This window comes from Micromonospora sp. NPDC049203 (assembly GCF_043197215.1).
Taxonomy (GTDB): domain Bacteria; phylum Actinomycetota; class Actinomycetes; order Mycobacteriales; family Micromonosporaceae; genus Micromonospora.
Genome location: NZ_JBICSV010000001.1, coordinates 356404 through 372684, shown reverse-complemented (window position 1 = coordinate 372684; position 16281 = coordinate 356404). Strand labels below are relative to the sequence as shown.

Annotated in this window: 14 protein-coding genes; 12 read left to right on the top strand and 2 right to left on the bottom strand. The window is 71.9% G+C overall.

The genetic code is table 11. The annotated features are described in order from the left end of the window. Positions 1 to 76: 76 nt before the first annotated feature. From ACGFIA_RS01705 to ACGFIA_RS01685, 5 genes are all read left to right on the top strand, one after another. Entirely contained in the window at positions 77 to 895 is an 819-nt protein-coding gene (locus tag ACGFIA_RS01705; protein ID WP_357382399.1) for an SAM-dependent methyltransferase, read from the top strand. 4 nt (positions 896 to 899) lie between these two features. Next, positions 900 to 3050 carry an EAL domain-containing protein gene (locus tag ACGFIA_RS01700; protein ID WP_357382401.1) on the top strand — a complete coding sequence of 717 codons (2151 nt, stop codon included), beginning with the start codon at positions 900 to 902 and terminating at the stop codon, positions 3048 to 3050. Positions 3051 to 3138: 88 nt separating this feature from the next. Further along, positions 3139 to 3639 (top strand): DUF456 domain-containing protein, encoded by a 501-nt coding sequence (locus ACGFIA_RS01695; protein WP_357382403.1) that lies wholly within the window; start codon positions 3139 to 3141, stop codon positions 3637 to 3639. A gap of 262 nt (positions 3640 to 3901) precedes the next feature. After that, entirely contained in the window at positions 3902 to 5476 is a 1575-nt protein-coding gene (locus tag ACGFIA_RS01690) for an amino acid permease (RefSeq protein ID WP_357382405.1), read from the top strand. A 30-nt stretch (positions 5477 to 5506) separates the two neighbouring features. Next, positions 5507 to 5884: a nuclear transport factor 2 family protein gene (locus ACGFIA_RS01685; RefSeq protein ID WP_357382407.1), complete on the top strand. Its 378-nt coding sequence runs from the start codon at positions 5507 to 5509 to the stop codon at positions 5882 to 5884. A 40-nt stretch (positions 5885 to 5924) separates the two neighbouring features. On the opposite strand, the gene ACGFIA_RS01680 is transcribed toward ACGFIA_RS01685, so the two are convergent. Both ACGFIA_RS01680 and ACGFIA_RS01675 read right to left on the bottom strand, forming a co-directional pair. Continuing rightward, positions 5925 to 6119: a DUF397 domain-containing protein gene (locus ACGFIA_RS01680; RefSeq protein ID WP_357382410.1), complete on the bottom strand. Its 195-nt coding sequence runs from the start codon at positions 6117 to 6119 to the stop codon at positions 5925 to 5927. Continuing rightward, on the bottom strand, positions 6110 to 6910 hold the full coding sequence (locus tag ACGFIA_RS01675; protein ID WP_357382412.1) for a helix-turn-helix transcriptional regulator: 801 nt from the start codon (positions 6908 to 6910) through the stop codon (positions 6110 to 6112). The genes ACGFIA_RS01680 and ACGFIA_RS01675 overlap by 10 nt, the downstream gene beginning before the upstream one ends. Positions 6911 to 7318: 408 nt before the next feature. Here ACGFIA_RS01675 and ACGFIA_RS01670 point away from each other — a divergent pair, with 408 nt between their 5' ends. The 7 genes from ACGFIA_RS01670 (at position 7319) to ACGFIA_RS01640 (ending at position 16278) form a co-directional block, all read left to right on the top strand. After that, a complete protein-coding gene (locus ACGFIA_RS01670; protein WP_225980672.1) occupies positions 7319 to 7612 on the top strand; it encodes a hypothetical protein in 294 nt (97 codons plus the stop codon). Further along, entirely contained in the window at positions 7612 to 7860 is a 249-nt protein-coding gene (locus ACGFIA_RS01665) for a flavin reductase (protein ID WP_357382414.1), read from the top strand. Before ACGFIA_RS01670 ends, ACGFIA_RS01665 begins: the two co-directional genes overlap by 1 nt. A gap of 200 nt (positions 7861 to 8060) precedes the next feature. Further along, entirely contained in the window at positions 8061 to 9425 is a 1365-nt protein-coding gene (locus ACGFIA_RS01660; protein ID WP_357382416.1) for a glutamine synthetase family protein, read from the top strand. A gap of 128 nt (positions 9426 to 9553) precedes the next feature. Further along, positions 9554 to 10900, top strand: coding sequence for an aldehyde dehydrogenase family protein (locus ACGFIA_RS01655; protein ID WP_393258584.1), 1347 nt, complete (start codon positions 9554 to 9556; stop codon positions 10898 to 10900). A 5-nt stretch (positions 10901 to 10905) separates the two neighbouring features. Next, positions 10906 to 11673 carry a 3-oxoacyl-ACP reductase gene (locus ACGFIA_RS01650; RefSeq protein WP_357382421.1) on the top strand — a complete coding sequence of 256 codons (768 nt, stop codon included), beginning with the start codon at positions 10906 to 10908 and terminating at the stop codon, positions 11671 to 11673. Positions 11674 to 11684: 11 nt separating this feature from the next. Next, positions 11685 to 12404 carry a gamma-glutamyl-gamma-aminobutyrate hydrolase family protein gene (locus ACGFIA_RS01645; RefSeq protein WP_357382423.1) on the top strand — a complete coding sequence of 240 codons (720 nt, stop codon included), beginning with the start codon at positions 11685 to 11687 and terminating at the stop codon, positions 12402 to 12404. 205 nt (positions 12405 to 12609) lie between these two features. Next, complete coding sequence (locus ACGFIA_RS01640) at positions 12610 to 16278, top strand: SpoIIE family protein phosphatase (RefSeq protein ID WP_357467341.1); 3669 nt, start codon at positions 12610 to 12612, stop codon at positions 16276 to 16278. The last annotated feature ends 3 nt before the right edge of the window (positions 16279 to 16281 follow it).

The following is a 16281-nucleotide window of genomic DNA, read 5'->3' as shown; positions in this document are numbered from 1 at the left end:
TGGCCGTACCGGCCTAGAGTGGTCTGGACCACATGATCCGCCATCGACGGCGGACGACGACCTGGGGGACCGAGCGATGCAGACGCCGGAGAGCCTGCCCACCGAGATCGATCTGACCCGGCCGAGCGCCGCCCGGGTCTACGACTACTTCCTCGGTGGGGCGCACAACTTCGAGATCGACCGGCAGCTCGCCGAACAGATCGCGGCCATGACGCCGAACCTGGCCGCCACCATGCGCTCCGGGCGGGAGTTCCTGCGCCGGGCCGTACGGGTGCTGCTCGACGCCGGCATCGACCAGTTCCTCGACATCGGCTCCGGCATTCCCACCGTCGGCAACGTGCACGAGGTCGCCCAGGCCGCCGACCCGGACGCCCGCATCGTGTACGTGGACATCGACCCGGTCGCGGTGGCGCACAGCCACGAACTGCTCGCCGGGAACGACCGGGCCACCGCGATCCTGGCCGATCTGCGCGAGCCGAAGCTGATCCTGGAGCACGCCGGGGCCAGCGGCCTGATCGACTTCGACCGGCCGCTGGGCATCCTGCTCGCCGGCGTGGTGCACTTCGTGCCGGACGCCGACCGCCCGGCCGACATCCTGGCCACGCTGCGCGCCGCCGCCGCACCCGGCAGCTACCTGGTCATCTCCCACTCCACGTTCGAGGACCAGCCGCAGGAGATGCTGGACGCGCAGCGGCTGTCGGCGCGTACCGCCACCGAGATCACGCTGCGCTCGCGGGCCGAGATCACCGGCTTCTTCGGCGACTGGACGATCCTCGAACCGGGCGTGGTGCACATGCCGCTGTGGCGGCCCGACGCGCCGTCGGACGTGGACGAGCACCCGGAGCGGTTCGGCGCCTTCGGCGGCGTGGCCCGGCACGACCGCGTCGCCGGCTGAACCCGTGCGCGCCCCGGACAGCGACGGGGGAGACGTCAGCCGGCCCGGCGCCGCCGCGTACGCAGCCGAGTGGGCTCGCGCGGTGCGCCGCATCGGGTTCGTGCCGCTGAGCGCGGCCGAGACCGAGCGCCTGCTGGTGCCGCTCACCGAGCGGCTCGGCGAGGCCCTGCTCGCCCCCACCTTCTCCGCCTTCCCGGCGGAGGAGGTGGGGCGTGCCCTGGTCGAGGCGCATCTCACCGAGCCGGGCGTGCTCGACTGGTCGGTGCAGGCGTTCGGTGACCGGTTCCTGCCCTGGGTGCTGCCGTCCCGCACGGAGTCGCCCGAGCTGCGCGAGCGGGTCGCGTTGCTCCAGGGCGCGTTCGCCGCCGGGTTCGCCCGCGCGTTGCGCGACCGGGTGTTCAGCCAGCAGGAGCGGATCGCCCGTTCCGCCTGGCAGGCCCGGGACACCGTCGAGCAGGCGCTGCGGGACAGCGAGGCGCGCTTCCGGGCCGTCTTCACCGGCGCTGTCATCGGCATCGGCATCGCCGGGGTCGACGGGCAGATCATCGAGGTCAACCAGTCCTTCGCGGACATGCTCGGCTACACCGTCGCGGACATGCGGCGGATGAACGTGTCGGCGTTGTTCCACGCCGACGACGCGGCCGGGATGTGGGAGGTCTACCAGGAGCTGATCGAGGGCAAGCGGGACAGCGCCCGGGTGGAGAAGCGCTACTACCGCAAGGACGGCAGCGTGGTCTGGACCGACCTCGCGGTCTCGCTCATCCGGCACGACGACGGCCGGCCCCGGTTCACCGTCGCCATGGTGGAGGACATCACCGAGCGGTACGAGTTGCAGCAGCGGCTGCGCTTCCAGGCGCTGCACGACCCGCTGACCGGCCTGCCCAACCGGACGCTGTTCTTCGAGGAGCTGGGCCGGGTCTTCGACGGCGCGGGCCCGGACCAGCGCGTCGGGCTCTGCTTCATCGACCTGGACGGCTTCAAGGCGGTGAACGACAGCCTCGGCCACGACCTGGGCGACCGGCTGCTCAAGGTGATCGCCCGCCGGCTCAGCGACTGCGTGGCCGGGCGCGGCCACCTGGTGGCCCGGATGGGCGGTGACGAGTTCGTCATCCTTGTCGACTCCGACGGCGGCATCGACGACGCGGTGGAGGTCGCCGAGCTGGCCCTGGCCGCCGTCTCCGCGCCGGTGCACGTCGGCGACCAGCAGCTCGCCGTGTCGGCGAGCATCGGCATCGTGGACTGCCCGGCGGCCGAGACCAGCTCCGGCGAGCTGATGAAGGCCGCCGACACCACGCTCTACTGGGCCAAGGCGGAGGGCCGGGGCAGGTGGGCGGTGTACGACCCGGAGCGCAGCGCCGCCGACATCGCCCGCTCCGCGCTGGCCGCCAACCTGCCCGCCGCGCTGGACCGGGGCGAGTTCGTGCTGCACTACCAGCCGATCGTGTCGTTGCTGGACGGCACGATGGTGGCGGTCGAGGCGCTGGTGCGCTGGCAGCACCCGGAGCTGGGGCTGATCGGGCCGGATCGCTTCATCGGGCTGGCCGAGGAGACCGGTCTGATCGTCCGGCTCGGCGCCTGGGTGCTGCGTCAGGCGTGCCGCGACGCCGAGTCGTGGCGGCGCGCGTACCCGGACACGACGCCTGTGGTCAGCGTCAACCTCGCCGCCCGGCAGGCCGACGACGCGGCGATCGTGGAGACGGTGGCCGAGGCGTTGCAGCACACCGGCCTGCCGGCCGAGCTGTTGCAGCTGGAGCTGACCGAGAGCGCCGTCATGGGCAGCGCCGGGGAGCCGCTGCGGACGCTGCACCAGCTCGCCGACCTCGGGTTGCGGCTGGCCATCGACGACTTCGGCACCGGCTACTCGAACCTGGCGTACCTGCGGCGGCTGCCGATCCACTGCGTGAAGCTGGCCGGCCCGTTCGTCGAGGGGATAAGGGGTGACGGCGGGGACGAGGTCGCCGACCACCGGGACGAGCGGATCGTGGACGCGCTGGTCCGGCTGGCGCACGCGCTGGAGCTGTCGGTGACGGCCGAGGCGGTGGAGACCGAGGTGCAGGCGGAACGGCTGCGGGCGCTGCGCTGCGACACCGGGCAGGGCCGGCTGTTCGGCGCCCCCATGCCCGCCGACGGCATCCGCGCCCGCCTGGGCGGGTAAGGAAGGGCCCCCTATTAACGCCTCCGGTATAGCAGGGGGCCCCGCTTAACACCTTCCGCGCACGCGGCAGGCGAGGAAGGGAGATCCGGTGAGCCTCACCGATTCGCAGGCCGTGGTGTCAGTGGTCGCCGCGCTGGCGATCGTCGCCGGGCTGGCCGGGGTGATCGTGCCGGGGCTGCCGGCACTGCCGCTGTGCTGGGGCGGCGTGCTGGTGTGGACGCTGTTCGGCGACGCCGGGCCGGGCCGCTGGGCGGTGCTCGCCGCCGCCACAGTGATCGCCGCCGGCGGCACCGTGCTGAAGTACCTCTGGCCGGGGCGGAATCTGAAGCGGACCGGGGTGCCCACCATGTCGCTGCTGGCCGGCGGGCTGCTCGGCGTGGTCGGGTTCTTCGTCATCCCGGTGGTCGGGTTGCCGATCGGCTTCGTCGGCGGGATCTTCGGCGCCGAGCGGCTGCGGCTCGGCGACACCCGCCTCGCCTGGCCGGCCACCGTGCAGGCGCTGAAGGCGGCCGGCCTGTCGATGGTCCTGGAGTTCACCGCCGGCCTGATGATCGCCGCGCTGTGGGTCGCGGGGCTGCTGTTCGTCTAGAGGTGCGGCGGCGCGGGGCGTCCGGAGGGTACGGCCGATCGCCGTACATCAGTGAGAGAGAGGTGGACGCCGCGCGCCGCCGCGGACCGGGCGTTGCCGAGCGCCCGGTGCCGGCCCGTCGGGTCGGGCCTGGTCACGCCCACAATGATGCCCGCGGCGGGATCCGGCCACAACGCAATTACCGGGGTACGTATTGACCAGCTTGATCGGCTGGGAGCACACTGCGAGCACTCGCACGAGGATCGCCTCGAGGAGGTGTGCAGTGGCCACGACGCCCGCGCCGACCGCCGAGCAGCCGATGGACGACGACGCCCGACGACTCGCCGAACTCGGCTACAAGCAGGAGCTGCGCCGCAAGTGGAGCGGCTTCTCCAACTTCGCGATCTCGTTCTCCATCATCTCGATCCTGGCCGGCTGCTTCACCACGTTCGGCCAGGCGTGGAACAACGGCGGCCCGGTGGCGATCTCCTGGGGCTGGCCGCTGATCTCGCTGTTCATCCTGATCATCGGGTTCTGCCTCGCCGAGCTGGTGTCGGCGTACCCGACGGCGGGCGGCATCTACTGGTGGGCGGCGACCATGGGCCGGCCGGTGCACGGCTGGTTCACCGGCTGGCTCAACCTGATCGGGCTGGTCGCGGTGACCGCGTCGGTCGACTACGGCTGCGCCACCTTCCTCAACCTGACGCTGTCGGCGCTGTTCGACGGCTGGGCCGGGACCGGGCACCAGACGTTCGGGCTGTTCGTGGTGATCCTCGCGCTGCACGGGCTGATCAACATCTACGGTCACCACATCATCGACGTACTCCAGAACGTCTCGGTCTGGTGGCACGTGGCCGGCGCGGCCGCCGTGGTGCTGATCCTGGTCCTGGTCCCGGACAAGCACCAGAGCTTCCAGTTCGTCTTCACCGAGCGGTTCAACAACTCCGGCTTCGGCGACGGCGACACCGGCGGGCTGGCGTTCTGGTTCTACGTGCTGCCGCTGGGCTTCCTGCTCACGCAGTACACGATCACCGGCTTCGACGCCTGTGCGCACGTCTCCGAGGAGACGCGCGGCGCGTCGAAGGCCGCCGCGCAGGGGCTGTGGCGGTCGATCTTCTACTCGGCGGTGGGCGGCTGGATCCTGCTGCTGGCGTTCCTGTTCGCCGCCACCGATGTGGACGCGATCAACGAGGCGGGCGGCTTCTCCGGGGCGATCTTCGAGTCAGCGCTGACGCCGTTCTTCTTCAAGGCCGTCATCATCATCTCCACCATCGGGCAGTTCTTCTGCGGCATGAGCTGCGTGACGTCGATGTCGCGGATGGCGTACGCGTTCAGCCGCGACCGGGCGGTGCCCGGCTGGCGGCTCTGGTCGACAGTCAACCGCAACGGCACGCCGGTGAACGCCATCATCGGCGCGACGCTGGCCGGGCTGGTGCTCACGCTGCCCGCGCTCTACCAGCGCGGCGGCATCCCGGTCGCGTTCTACGCGGTGGTCTCGGTCGCGGTGATCGGGCTGTACCTGTCCTTCATCATCCCGATCTTCCTGCGGCTGCGGATGGGCGACCGGTTCACTCCGGGCCCGTGGACCCTGGGTCGGCGCTACAAGCTGCTCGGCTGGATCGCGGTGGTCGAGATCGCCGTCATCTCGGTCTACTTCGTGCTGCCCATCGTCCCGGCCGGTGTGCCCGGCAATCCCGACTTCAGCTGGACGGCGGTGAACTACGCGCCGATCGCGATCGGTGGCGTGCTGCTCGGCGTCGCCATCTGGTGGTACGCCTCGGCCCGCAAGTGGTTCACCGGCCCGCGCCGTACCGTCGACCAGGCGGATCCGGAGCCGGAGCCCGCCGAGCCGTCGTAGCTGTCGGTGGGGCCTGCCATGATCCGGCCTATGAATGCGGAAGCGGTGGTACGCGCGCTGTGGGATCGCATGCAGGCCCGCGACTGGACCGGTGTCGGCGAGCTGCTGGCCGACGACGTGGTGGTGGAGTGGCCGGCCAGCGCCGAGCGGATCGTGGGCCGCGACAATTACGTGAAGATCAACGCCGAGTACCCGGAGGGCTGGTCGATCCGGGTACTGCGGGTGGTGGCGTCCGGGGAGACGGTGGTGTCCGAGGTGGAGGTGCCGCACGAGGGGATGGGCGTGCACCGGGTCGCGTCGTTCTGGACCGTGCGCGACGGGCGGATCGTCGAGGGCCGGGAGTACTGGACCAGCCTCGGCCAGGACCCGTCCCCGCAGTGGCGAGCCGCCTGGGTCCAGCCGATGTGAGCGCTGGGCTGTCCGGAGATCTTGGCGATGGCTTTGTCGGTCAGGTCGCAGGCCCCATCTGCTTGGCCAGTGTGACGAACGACCGCCACGATGTCGGGGTGACGTGGAGCGTCCCGCCGTCCCGGTCCTTGGAGTCGCGTACCAGCACCACTTCCGTCAGGTTGTCAGCCACCTCGACGCAGTCGGTGTTGCCACTCCGGGTCGCCTTTCGCCAGGTCGCGCCGCTCACATCCATGACGTCTCCACCTCTTTCAGAAGCTCGAGAGACTGCCGGCGGGGCAAAGCTTCACTCCGGATCATCTCCCATCTCGACAGAAGCGTAGCCACGTCGGCGTCACCGTCGATCACGCTCGTGGTGAGCTGGCATTCCATGCTGGCGACCCAACCGCCCTCCGCGCCTCTCGCCAGAGTGAACGGACCGGACAAGCCGATGTGCAACCCGACCTGTAGTGGAAGCACGTGAATACTGATGTGCGGGCGCTCGGCACAGACGACCAGGTGCTCGATCTGCTGAGCCATCAGCCCACGGAAGCTCTCTTCGCGGCGGTGCAGCATTCCCTCGTCGAGTACAGCGACGAGCTGGGGCGGAGACGGCTGCCGCAGGACTTCCTGGCGATCCATGCGGGCTGCCACGCGGCTCTCCACGTCGGCATCGCTGAGTAGGTCGTCACAGCGAATCACCGCTCGGGCGTAGTTCTCCGTCTGAAGCAGGGCTGGAACGAGAGTCGGGTGGAAGCACCGGAGCTGTCGAGCGTTGCGTTCGGCATCGAGCCATGGTCGGAGCCAGGACGGCAAGCCCTCGCGTTCGGCCATCTTGAGCAGGGACACCAGCAGGCCGCCGGAGTTCAGCACCTCGTCGGCACGAGCCAAGAAGAGCCGGTCGTACGGACGGCTGCCGGTTTCGACGGCGGACACCATTGACGGCGAGTAGTGGACCAACCGGCCGAATTCCTCCTGATTGAGACCGGCAACGTTCCGTAGGCGGCGGAGCTGCGATCGGATGAGATCGGCTGTCGGTTCCTCCACAGTTCCTCCACAGTCCGTGCGTGAACTTCATTCGACATCTGCCGGCCGGCCCGGTGCTTCACTCGTGCGCCGTGACCAGGCTCGATGCCTTCCGACCGTAGCGGTGTCCTCACCAGACTGTCACGCATGCGGATCCGCTCGTCGCAGGCGAGCACGGGCGGATTCCAGCCCGGGGCCGCCCGGTCCCGACGATGCCGGGCGGCCCCCTCCATACAACGAGGAGGCCGATGTGCGTGTCCGATGGTTCCGGTGCCGTACCCGGGAGCTGCCCACCCTGCCGAAGCGCGACCCCGGCAGCAACCTGCCGGCGTGGATGCGCGAGCCGACCCGGGTGTTTCCCACGGTTCGCCCGGGCAGCCCCGGTCGTCTGACACGGGCGCAGGAGTGGCGGGCGAACGGGGGCCGTTGGTGACGGCTCTGGTCGGTGTCCTCAGCGCCATCGGGCACATCGGGTACCAGCCGGACTGGAAATGCGAGCGCTGTCAGGAGCCGTGGCCGTGTCCCACTCTGCGTCGCATTCCGCGCGATCAGCTCGATCCGGCAGCGCTCATCCGGATGATGGCGTTCCTCGTGCGCGGCGCGATCCGGGATCTGCGTGGCCGAGTCGAGGGGCCCGAACCGCCCGAGATCGTCAGGCGGTTCTTCTGGTTCCTTCCGCTCAGCGACGACGAGGCGCGTGCAATCGCTCGAAGGCTGCGGTGATGGGCCGTCGCGTGGTTCCGCACCTGCCTATGCGTCCGCTCTGGCGGTGCCGCAACTGCGGCGCGGAGTGGCCCTGCCAGCCGGCCCGGCTGTCGCTACTCGTCGAGTACCGGGAGGACCGCACCGCGCTGCTGCTCCATCTCGGCGGGCTGATGGCCGAGGCGCGGGAACAACTCGCCCAGTTGAATCCCGACCACGCGCCGGACCTGCACCGCCGTTTCCTGGACTGGGCGCGGGTTCGTGGCTGACGCCGGGTGGGCTGTCCGCGTACCCCAGGGTCAGCTCGTGGCGCGGCGGTGGGCGGGCGGGAAGCGGAGGATGCGGTCGTCGCCGGCCACGACCGCGACGGTACGACGGCGCTTCCGCTCTCCTCGGTTTCGCACCCGGCCCCGCCGGGGCATTGACGGTGATCCGGTTTGCCAGTAGACCTTGGTGATGGAGGCCCCTGATGAAACCAACGCCGCTCTCGCTGGAACAGTTGCGGGTCGCCGTCGCCGAGGGTGAGATCGACACGGTGGTGCTCGGCCTCACCGACATGCAGGGGCGCCTGCAGGGCAAGCGGTTCCACGCGCCCTACTTCCTCGACCAGGTGGTCGCGAACGGCAGCGAGGGCTGCAACTACCTGCTCGCCGTGGACGTCGACATGAACACCGTCGACGGGTACGCGATGTCGAGCTGGGAACGCGGCTACGGCGACTTCGCCATGCGCCCCGACCTGGAGACGCTGCGCCGGACGCCCTGGCAGCCCGGGTCCGTGCTGCTGCTCGCCGACCTGGAGTGGCTGGACGGCTCCGGCCCGGTGGTCGCCTCGCCCCGGCAGATCCTGCGCCGCCAGCTCGACCGGCTGGCCGCGCACGGGCTCACCGCGTACGCGGGCACCGAGCTGGAGTTCGTGCTCTACCGCGACTCGTACGAGGAGGCGTGGCAGCGTGGCTACCGCGACCTGACCCCGGCCAACCAGTACAACGTGGACTACTCGCTGCTGGGCACCGCCCGGGTCGAGCCGCTGCTGCGCCGCATCCGCACCGAGATGGCCGGCGCCGGGCTGACCCCGGAGAGCGCGAAGGGCGAGTGCAATCTCGGCCAGCACGAGATCGCGTTCCGGTACGACGAGGCGGTGCGCTGCGCCGACCACCACGTCATCTACAAGAACGGCGCGAAGGAGATCGCCGCCCAGGAGGGCATGTCGATCACGTTCATGGCCAAGCCGAACGAGCGGGAGGGCAACTCCTGCCACATCCACTTCTCGCTGCGCGACGCGTCCGGCTCCTCGGCCATGCTGGGCGACGGGCCGGCGCACCTGAGCGTCACCGGGCAGCGGGTGCTGGCCGGGCTGCTGGCCACCATGCGCGAGTTCAGCCTGTTCTTCGCGCCGAACATCAACTCCTACAAGCGTTACCAGCCCGGCTCGTTCGCGCCGACCGCGTTGCGCTGGGGCACCGACAACCGCACCTGTGCGCTGCGGCTGGTCGGGCACGGGCAGGGGATGCGGGTGGAGAACCGGGTGCCGGGGGCCGACGTGAACCCGTACCTGGCGATCGCCGCGCTGGTGGCCGGCGCGGTGCACGGCATCGAGAACGAGCTGGAGCTGGCCGACGAGTGCACCGGCAACGCGTACGACGACCCGGACGCCGAGCGGGTGCCGACCACGCTGCGCGACGCGCTGGACCTGTGGCAGCGTTCGACAGTGGCCCGGGAGGCGTTCGGCGACGAGGTGGCCGACCACTACGCCAACCAGGCGAAGGTCGAGCTGACCGCCTTCGACGCCGCCGTGACGGACTGGGAACTGACCCGTGGCTTCGAACGCCTCTGAGGTGTCCGCCCCCAGTCTCCGCGCCGATCTTGCACTTGCGGCCCCGGGTGCGGGTGTCATGCGACTTTTGCCGGGGCGGCAAGTGCAAGATCGCGGGGGCGAGGGGGAGGGGGACGCGCGTGGGTGAGGTGATTTCGCCCGTCGACGGGGCCGGTATCGGGGTCGTTCCGGGGTGCTCCGTTGACGACGTGGACGCGGCCGTCGCGCGGGCTTCCGCCGCGTTCGAGGGGTGGCGTCGGGTGGCGCCCGGGGATCGGGGGCGGCTGCTGCGGCGGTTCGCCGCACAGGTCGACGCGCACCTGGAGGAACTGGCGCTCCTTGAGGTGCGCAACGCCGGGCACACCATCGGCAACGCGCGCTGGGAGGCGGGCAACGTCCGCGACGTGCTCGACTACTACGCGGGCGCGCCGGAGCGGCTGACCGGGCACCAGATCCCGGTGCCCGGTGGGCTCGACGTCACGTTCCACGAGCCGTTGGGCGTGGTCGGCGTGATCGTGCCGTGGAACTTCCCGATGCCGATCGCCGGCTGGGGATTCGCCCCGGCGCTCGCCGCCGGCAACACGGTGGTGCTGAAACCGGCCGAGCTGACCCCGCTCACCGCGCTGCGCCTGGCCGAGCTGGCCCGCGACGCCGGCCTGCCCGAGGGCGTGTTCACAGTGCTGCCCGGCCGGGGCAGCGTGGTCGGCGAACGGTTCGTCACCCACCCGGCGGTCCGCAAGATCTGCTTCACCGGCTCGACCGAGGTCGGTACCCGGATCATGGCCGGCTGCGCCGCCCAGGTGAAGCGGGTGACGCTGGAGCTGGGCGGCAAGTCGGCGAACATCGTCTTCGCCGACGCGGACCTGGAGAAGGCGGCGGCCACCGCGCCGTACGCGGTCTTCGACAACGCCGGCCAGGACTGCTGCGCCCGCTCCCGGATCCTGGTCCAGCGCCAGGCGTACGACAGGTTCCTGGAACTGCTCGAACCAGCCGTACGGGCGGTGCGGGTGGAGGACCCGTCCCGGGACACGGCCGAGATGGGCCCGCTGATCTCCGCCGCGCACCGGGACCGGGTCGCCGGGTACGTCGACGGGGCGGACGTGGCCTTCACCGGCTCGTGCCCCGACGGCCCCGGCTTCTGGCACGCCCCGACGGTGCTGCTCGCCGGCTCCCCGGCCGACCGGCACTGGCGGGAGGAGATATTCGGCCCGGTCGTCTCGGTGCTGCCGTTCGACGACGAGGCGGACGCGATCCGGCTCGCCAACGACACCGAGTACGGGCTCTCCGGCTCGATCTGGACCCGGGACGTCGGGCGGGCGGTGCGGGTGGCCCGCGCGGTCGAGTCGGGCAACCTCAGCGTCAACTCGCACTCCTCGGTGCGCTACTGGACCCCGTTCGGCGGGATGAAGCGCTCCGGCCTCGGCCGGGAGCTGGGTCCGGACGCGCTGCACGCCTTCACCGACGTCAAGAACGTGTTCATCGGCACCGAGGAGTGATCACAGTGCAGGGACGGCTTTCCGACCGGGTGGCGGTGGTGACCGGCGCGGGCAGCGGCATCGGGCTGGCCACCGTACGGCGTTTCGCCGCCGAGGGCGCCCGGGTGGTGTGCGTGGACATCGACGCCGACGCCGGCACCCGGGCCGCGCAGGAGGTGGGCGGCGAGTTCGTGGCCGCCGACGTGGCCGACGAGACGGCGGTCCGCGACCTGTTCGACGGGGTGGTGGAGCGGCACGGCCGGGTGGACGTGTCGTTCCACAACGCCGGCATCTCGCCGCCGGACGACGACTCGATCCTGGAGACCGGCCTGGACGCATGGGAGCGGGTGCTGCGGGTCAACACCACGAGCGTCTACCTGTGCTGCAAGTACGTCATCCCGCACATGCGCCGGCAGGGCAAGGGCTCGATCATCAACACCGCCTCGTTCGTGGCGCTGATGGGCGCGGCCACGTCGCAGATCGCGTACACGGCGAGCAAGGGCGGGGTGCTGGCGATGACCCGGGAGCTGGGCGTGCAGTTCGCCCGCGAGGGCATCCGGGTCAACGCGCTGTGCCCCGGGCCGGTGGCCACGCCGCTGCTGCTGGAGCTGTTCGCCAAGGACCCGGAGCGGGCCGCCCGGCGGCTGGTGCACGTGCCGATGGGCCGGTTCGGCGATCCGACCGAGATCGCCGCAGCCGTGGCGTTCCTCGCCAGCGACGACGCGTCGTTCATGACCGCCGCGCAGTTCGTCGTCGACGGCGGCATCACCGGCGCCTACGTCACACCCCTGTGAGAGCGCGCACTGTGAGCGCGAGAAGGCCGGTCATCGGCATCACCGCGTACGTCGAGCCGGCCGGCTGGGCGGTGTGGCGGGACGTACCGGCGACGCTCGTGCCGCACGCGTACGTCCGGGCGGTCACCGCTGCCGGCGGCCGGGCCGTGGTGCTGCCCCCTGACGATCTCGACGCGGACGTGCTGGGGCTGCTGGACGGGCTGCTGCTGGCCGGCGGCGCGGACGTCGGCCCGGAGCGGTACGGCGAGCCGCCGGACCCGCGCACCGAGAGCCGGCCGGAGCGCGACGCCGGGGAGACGACGTTGCTGACCGCCGCGCTCGCCGCCGACCTGCCCGTGCTGGGCGTGTGCCGGGGCATGCAGTTGCTCGCCGTGGCGTACGGCGGTCTGCTGCACCAGCACCTGCCGGACGTGGTCGGGCACGACGGGCACCGTCCCGCGCCGGGCGTCTACGGGTCGCATCCGGTGCGCTTCGCCGAGGACAGCCTGGCCGGGCGGGTGATGGCCGGCGTGGACCGGGTCAACTCGTACCACCATCAGGCGGTGGCCGACCCCGGCGGCCTGGCGGTCACCGGCTGGGCCGGCGACGGGGTGATCGAGGCGGTGGAGGATCCGGCGCGGCGCTTCGTGCTCGGGGTGCAGTGGCATCCGGAGAACGAACCGGATCCGCGGCCGGTGGTCGCGCTGGTCCGGGCCGCCGTGTCGGCCAGATCACACACCCGCGTTTCGTAGGTGGGGACGGGCGGATCGGCGGTCCCGTCGCCGGGGCGGTGACCGCCCGAGTCGCACCGGGCCGTCGGTTACGCCAGGATGAGGCCGAGGTAACCAGCGTCGAACGGTGCGGGTGCGTTACGTTGCTCCTCCGTCGGGGTAGTAGGCGGGGACGGTCGGCGGAGCATCGCCGGCCGTCACGATCATGGCCGGAGCGGGAGGCTACATGAGCTCGGCCCACGGGGGCGGGGAGGACGGTCGTTCGTCCCCCGCGGCCGGCGAGGCGTCACTACCGCCGCTGCTCGCCGCGGCGTTCGCCGCCGGCGGTGAGATGGGCGGCCGGCTGCGCGGCTTCGACTGGTCCACCACCGCCCTCGGCAGCCCGGACCGCTGGCCCGCGGCGCTGTGCCACGCCGTGAGCACCATGCTGTCGTCCCGCGCCCAGATGGTCGTCTTCTGGGGCGAGGAGCACCTGGCCTTCTACAACGACGCCTACCGGCCGACCATCGGCGACAAGCACCCGGCCGTGATCGGGCAGCCCGCCCGGCGGCACTGGGCGGAGACCTGGGACGTGCTCGGCCCGCTGCTGGACGGCGTGCGCCGCACCGGCGTGCCGTACCGGGGCGAGAACCACCCCTTCGTGCTCGACCGCCACGGTTTCCTGGAGGACGTCTACTTCGACGTCTCGTACGACCCGATCCGCAGCGCCGACGGCACCGTCGGCGGTCTGTTCTGCTTCGTCAACGAGACCACCGGCCGGGTGCTCGGCGAGCGCCGGCTGCGCGCCCTCGCCGAGCTGGGCAACGAGCTGGGCGACGTGCCGGGCCTGCTCGAATTGGGCCAAGCCGTCACTCGGGTGCTCGACGCCCACCGCGCCGACGTGCCGTTCAGCGCGCTGTGGTTCGCCGACGAGCGCGGCACACTCGTGCCGGGCGGCTGCTCGGGCGTGGATCCGGCCACCGTCGCCGGTCCGCCGCCCGGCCTGCCCGACGGCGAGCCGTTCACCGAGCCGCGCTGGATCGCCACCGCCGAGCTGCCGGGCGCGGTGCCGCCGGACGCCGCCGACCAGGCGCTCCTGCTGCCGCTGACGGCCACGAACGAGCCGGCCGGCGTACTGCTGCTCGGGGTGTCGCGCCGGCTGCCGTTCACCGACGACTACCGCGACTTCGTCGACCTGGTCGCCGCGCAGGTGTCCCGGGCCGTGGGCAAGCAGCGGGCGTACGAGCAGGAACGCGCCCGCGCCGCCGAGCTGGCCGCGCTGGACCGCGCCAAGACCAACTTCTTCGCCAACGTGAGCCACGAGTTCCGTACCCCGCTCACGCTGGTGCTCGGACCGATGGAGGAGATGCTCGCCGACCGGGAGCTGCCGGACCGCTACCTCGACCGGCTCACCGTCATGCACCGCAACGGGCTGCGCCTGCTCAAGCTGGTCAACACGGTGCTCGACTTCTCCCGGCTGGAGTCCGGCCGCCTGGCCGCCCGCTACCAGCCCACCGACCTGTCCGACCACACGTCCCGGCTGGCCAGCACGTTCCGCTCGGCCACCGAGCGGGCCGGGCTGCGCCTGGTGGTGGACTGCCCGCCGCTGCCCGCGCCGGTCTACGTCGACCGGGACATGTGGGAGAAGATCGTCCTCAACCTGGTGTCGAACGCGGTCAAGTTCACCTTCGACGGCGAGATCCGGGTCCGGGTCCGCGCGACCGACGGCGCCGCCGTCCTGGAGGTGTCCGACACCGGCGTCGGCATCGCGCCGGAGGAACTGCCGCAGGTCTTCGAGCGGTTCCACCGGGTGGCCGGCGCCCGCTCCCGTACCCACGAGGGCACCGGCATCGGGCTCGCGCTGGTCCGCGAGCTGGTCGAGATGCACGGCGGCACGGTGACCGCGCGCAGCGTCGTCGACCGCGGCACCACGTTCACCGTGACACTGCCGTTCGGGTACGCGCACCTGCCCGCCGACCGGGTGGCCGCGCTGTCGCCGGTGCCGCTCAGCGAACCGGAGCAGGCCCGCCTGTACGTCGCCGAGACGGCACTCTGGACCGACGAGGTGGCCCGTCCCACCGGCCTGCCGGAGCCGTCCGGCTCGCCGGGTGGGTCCGGCCGCATCCTGTTCGCCGACGACAACCCCGACCTGCGCGAGCACGTCTGCCGGCTCCTCTCCCCGGCGTACGAGGTGGTGGCCGTGCCGGACGGCGTGGAGGCGCTGCGGCTGGCCGTCGAGACCCCGTTCGACCTGGTGCTGACCGACGTGATGATGCCCCGGCTGGACGGCTTCGGGCTGGTCGCCGCGTTGCGGGCCGAGCCGGCCACCCGGCACGTGCCGATCGTGCTGCTCTCCGCGCGGGCCGGCGCCGCCGAGGAGGTCGCCGGCCTGTCCACCGGCGCGGACGACTACCTGACCAAGCCGTTCTCCAGTCAGGAGCTGGTGGCCCGGGTGCGGGCCAACGTCGAGCTGGGCCAGTTGCGCGGGCAGATCATCCGCCGGCTGCGGGCACTCGCCGACGCCGCCGTGGAGATCAACACCGCCCGGTCCACCGCCGAGGTGGTACGGGTGGCCGCCCGGCACGCGCTGCGCCTGGCCGAGGCCGGACGGGTCCGGGTCACCGCCACCGGGGCCCGCCACGAGGAGGACGCCGGCGGCGACCTGCCCGCCGAGCCGAGCGTCGTGCTGCCGCTCACCGGCACCTCCGGCGAGCAGCTCGGCGAGCTGCTGGTGTGGCGCCGGGAGGGCGGCGGCACCGAGGAGGCGGCGCTGACCGAGCTGGCCCGGCTGGTCGGCGTACGGCTGGAGAACGCCCAGCTCTACGAGGCCGAGCACCACATCGCCACCACGCTCCAGCACAGCCTGCTGCCACGTACGCTGCCGCAGCTGCCCGGCGCGGTGGTGGCCAGCCGCTATCTGCCAGGCAGCGCCGACGTGGAGGTCGGCGGCGACTGGTACGACGTGATGGCCACCCCCGACGACGACCTGGTGCTCGTCATCGGCGACGTGGTGGGCAAGGGCGTGCGGGCCGCCGCGGCGATGGGCCAGCTCCGCAACGCGCTGCGGGCGTACGTCCTGGAGGGCTACGACCCGGGGGAGGCGCTGACCCGGCTCAACCGGCTGGTCCACTCCGCCGGCAGCGGCTCCTTCGCCACAGTGGTCTGCCTCGGCTTCTCCCCGCGCACCGGGCGGATCCGGTACGCCAGCGCGGGCCACCCCTCACCCCTGCTGATCCGAGGAGACGACGTGGCGTTCCTGCACGATCGGGCCCTCGGACCGCCGATCGGCGCGATCCCCGGCGCCGTCTACCCGGCCGCCGAGGGGGAGATCGCCCCGGGCCACCGGCTCCTGCTCTACACCGACGGCCTGATCGAGGACCGCTCCGCCGGCATCGACGCCGGGCTGGGCCAGTTGCGGGCGGACGCGTCGACGCGCGCCGGGCACGTGGCGGACCTGGTCGACGCCGTCATGGCCCGGGTGGCCGGGCGGTCCCGGCACGACGACGTGGCGGTGCTCGCGCTGGAGGCGGCCGAACTGAACCGGTTCGCGCTGCGCCTGCCCGCCGACCCGACCCGGCTCAGCGTGCTGCGCAAGCGGCTGGAGGACTTCCTCGTCGCCCACCAGGTCGGCGAGACCGACCTGTTCGACCTGACGGTGGCGGTGTCCGAGGCGGCGGCGAACGCGATCGAACACCCGGTCGACCCGGCGGAACCGACGATCGAGGTCGAGGTGACGATCGCCGACCGCACGGTCACCGCGACCATCCGGGACAGCGGGCGCTGGCGGGAGTCGAGCGGGTCGAGCTTCCGGGGACGCGGGCTGGCGCTGATCCAGGCGCTGGGGGAGATGAACGTGACCCGTACCGAGGAGGGCACCGAGTTGACGCTGCGCCGCCGGCTGACCGACCGGGACTGAGGC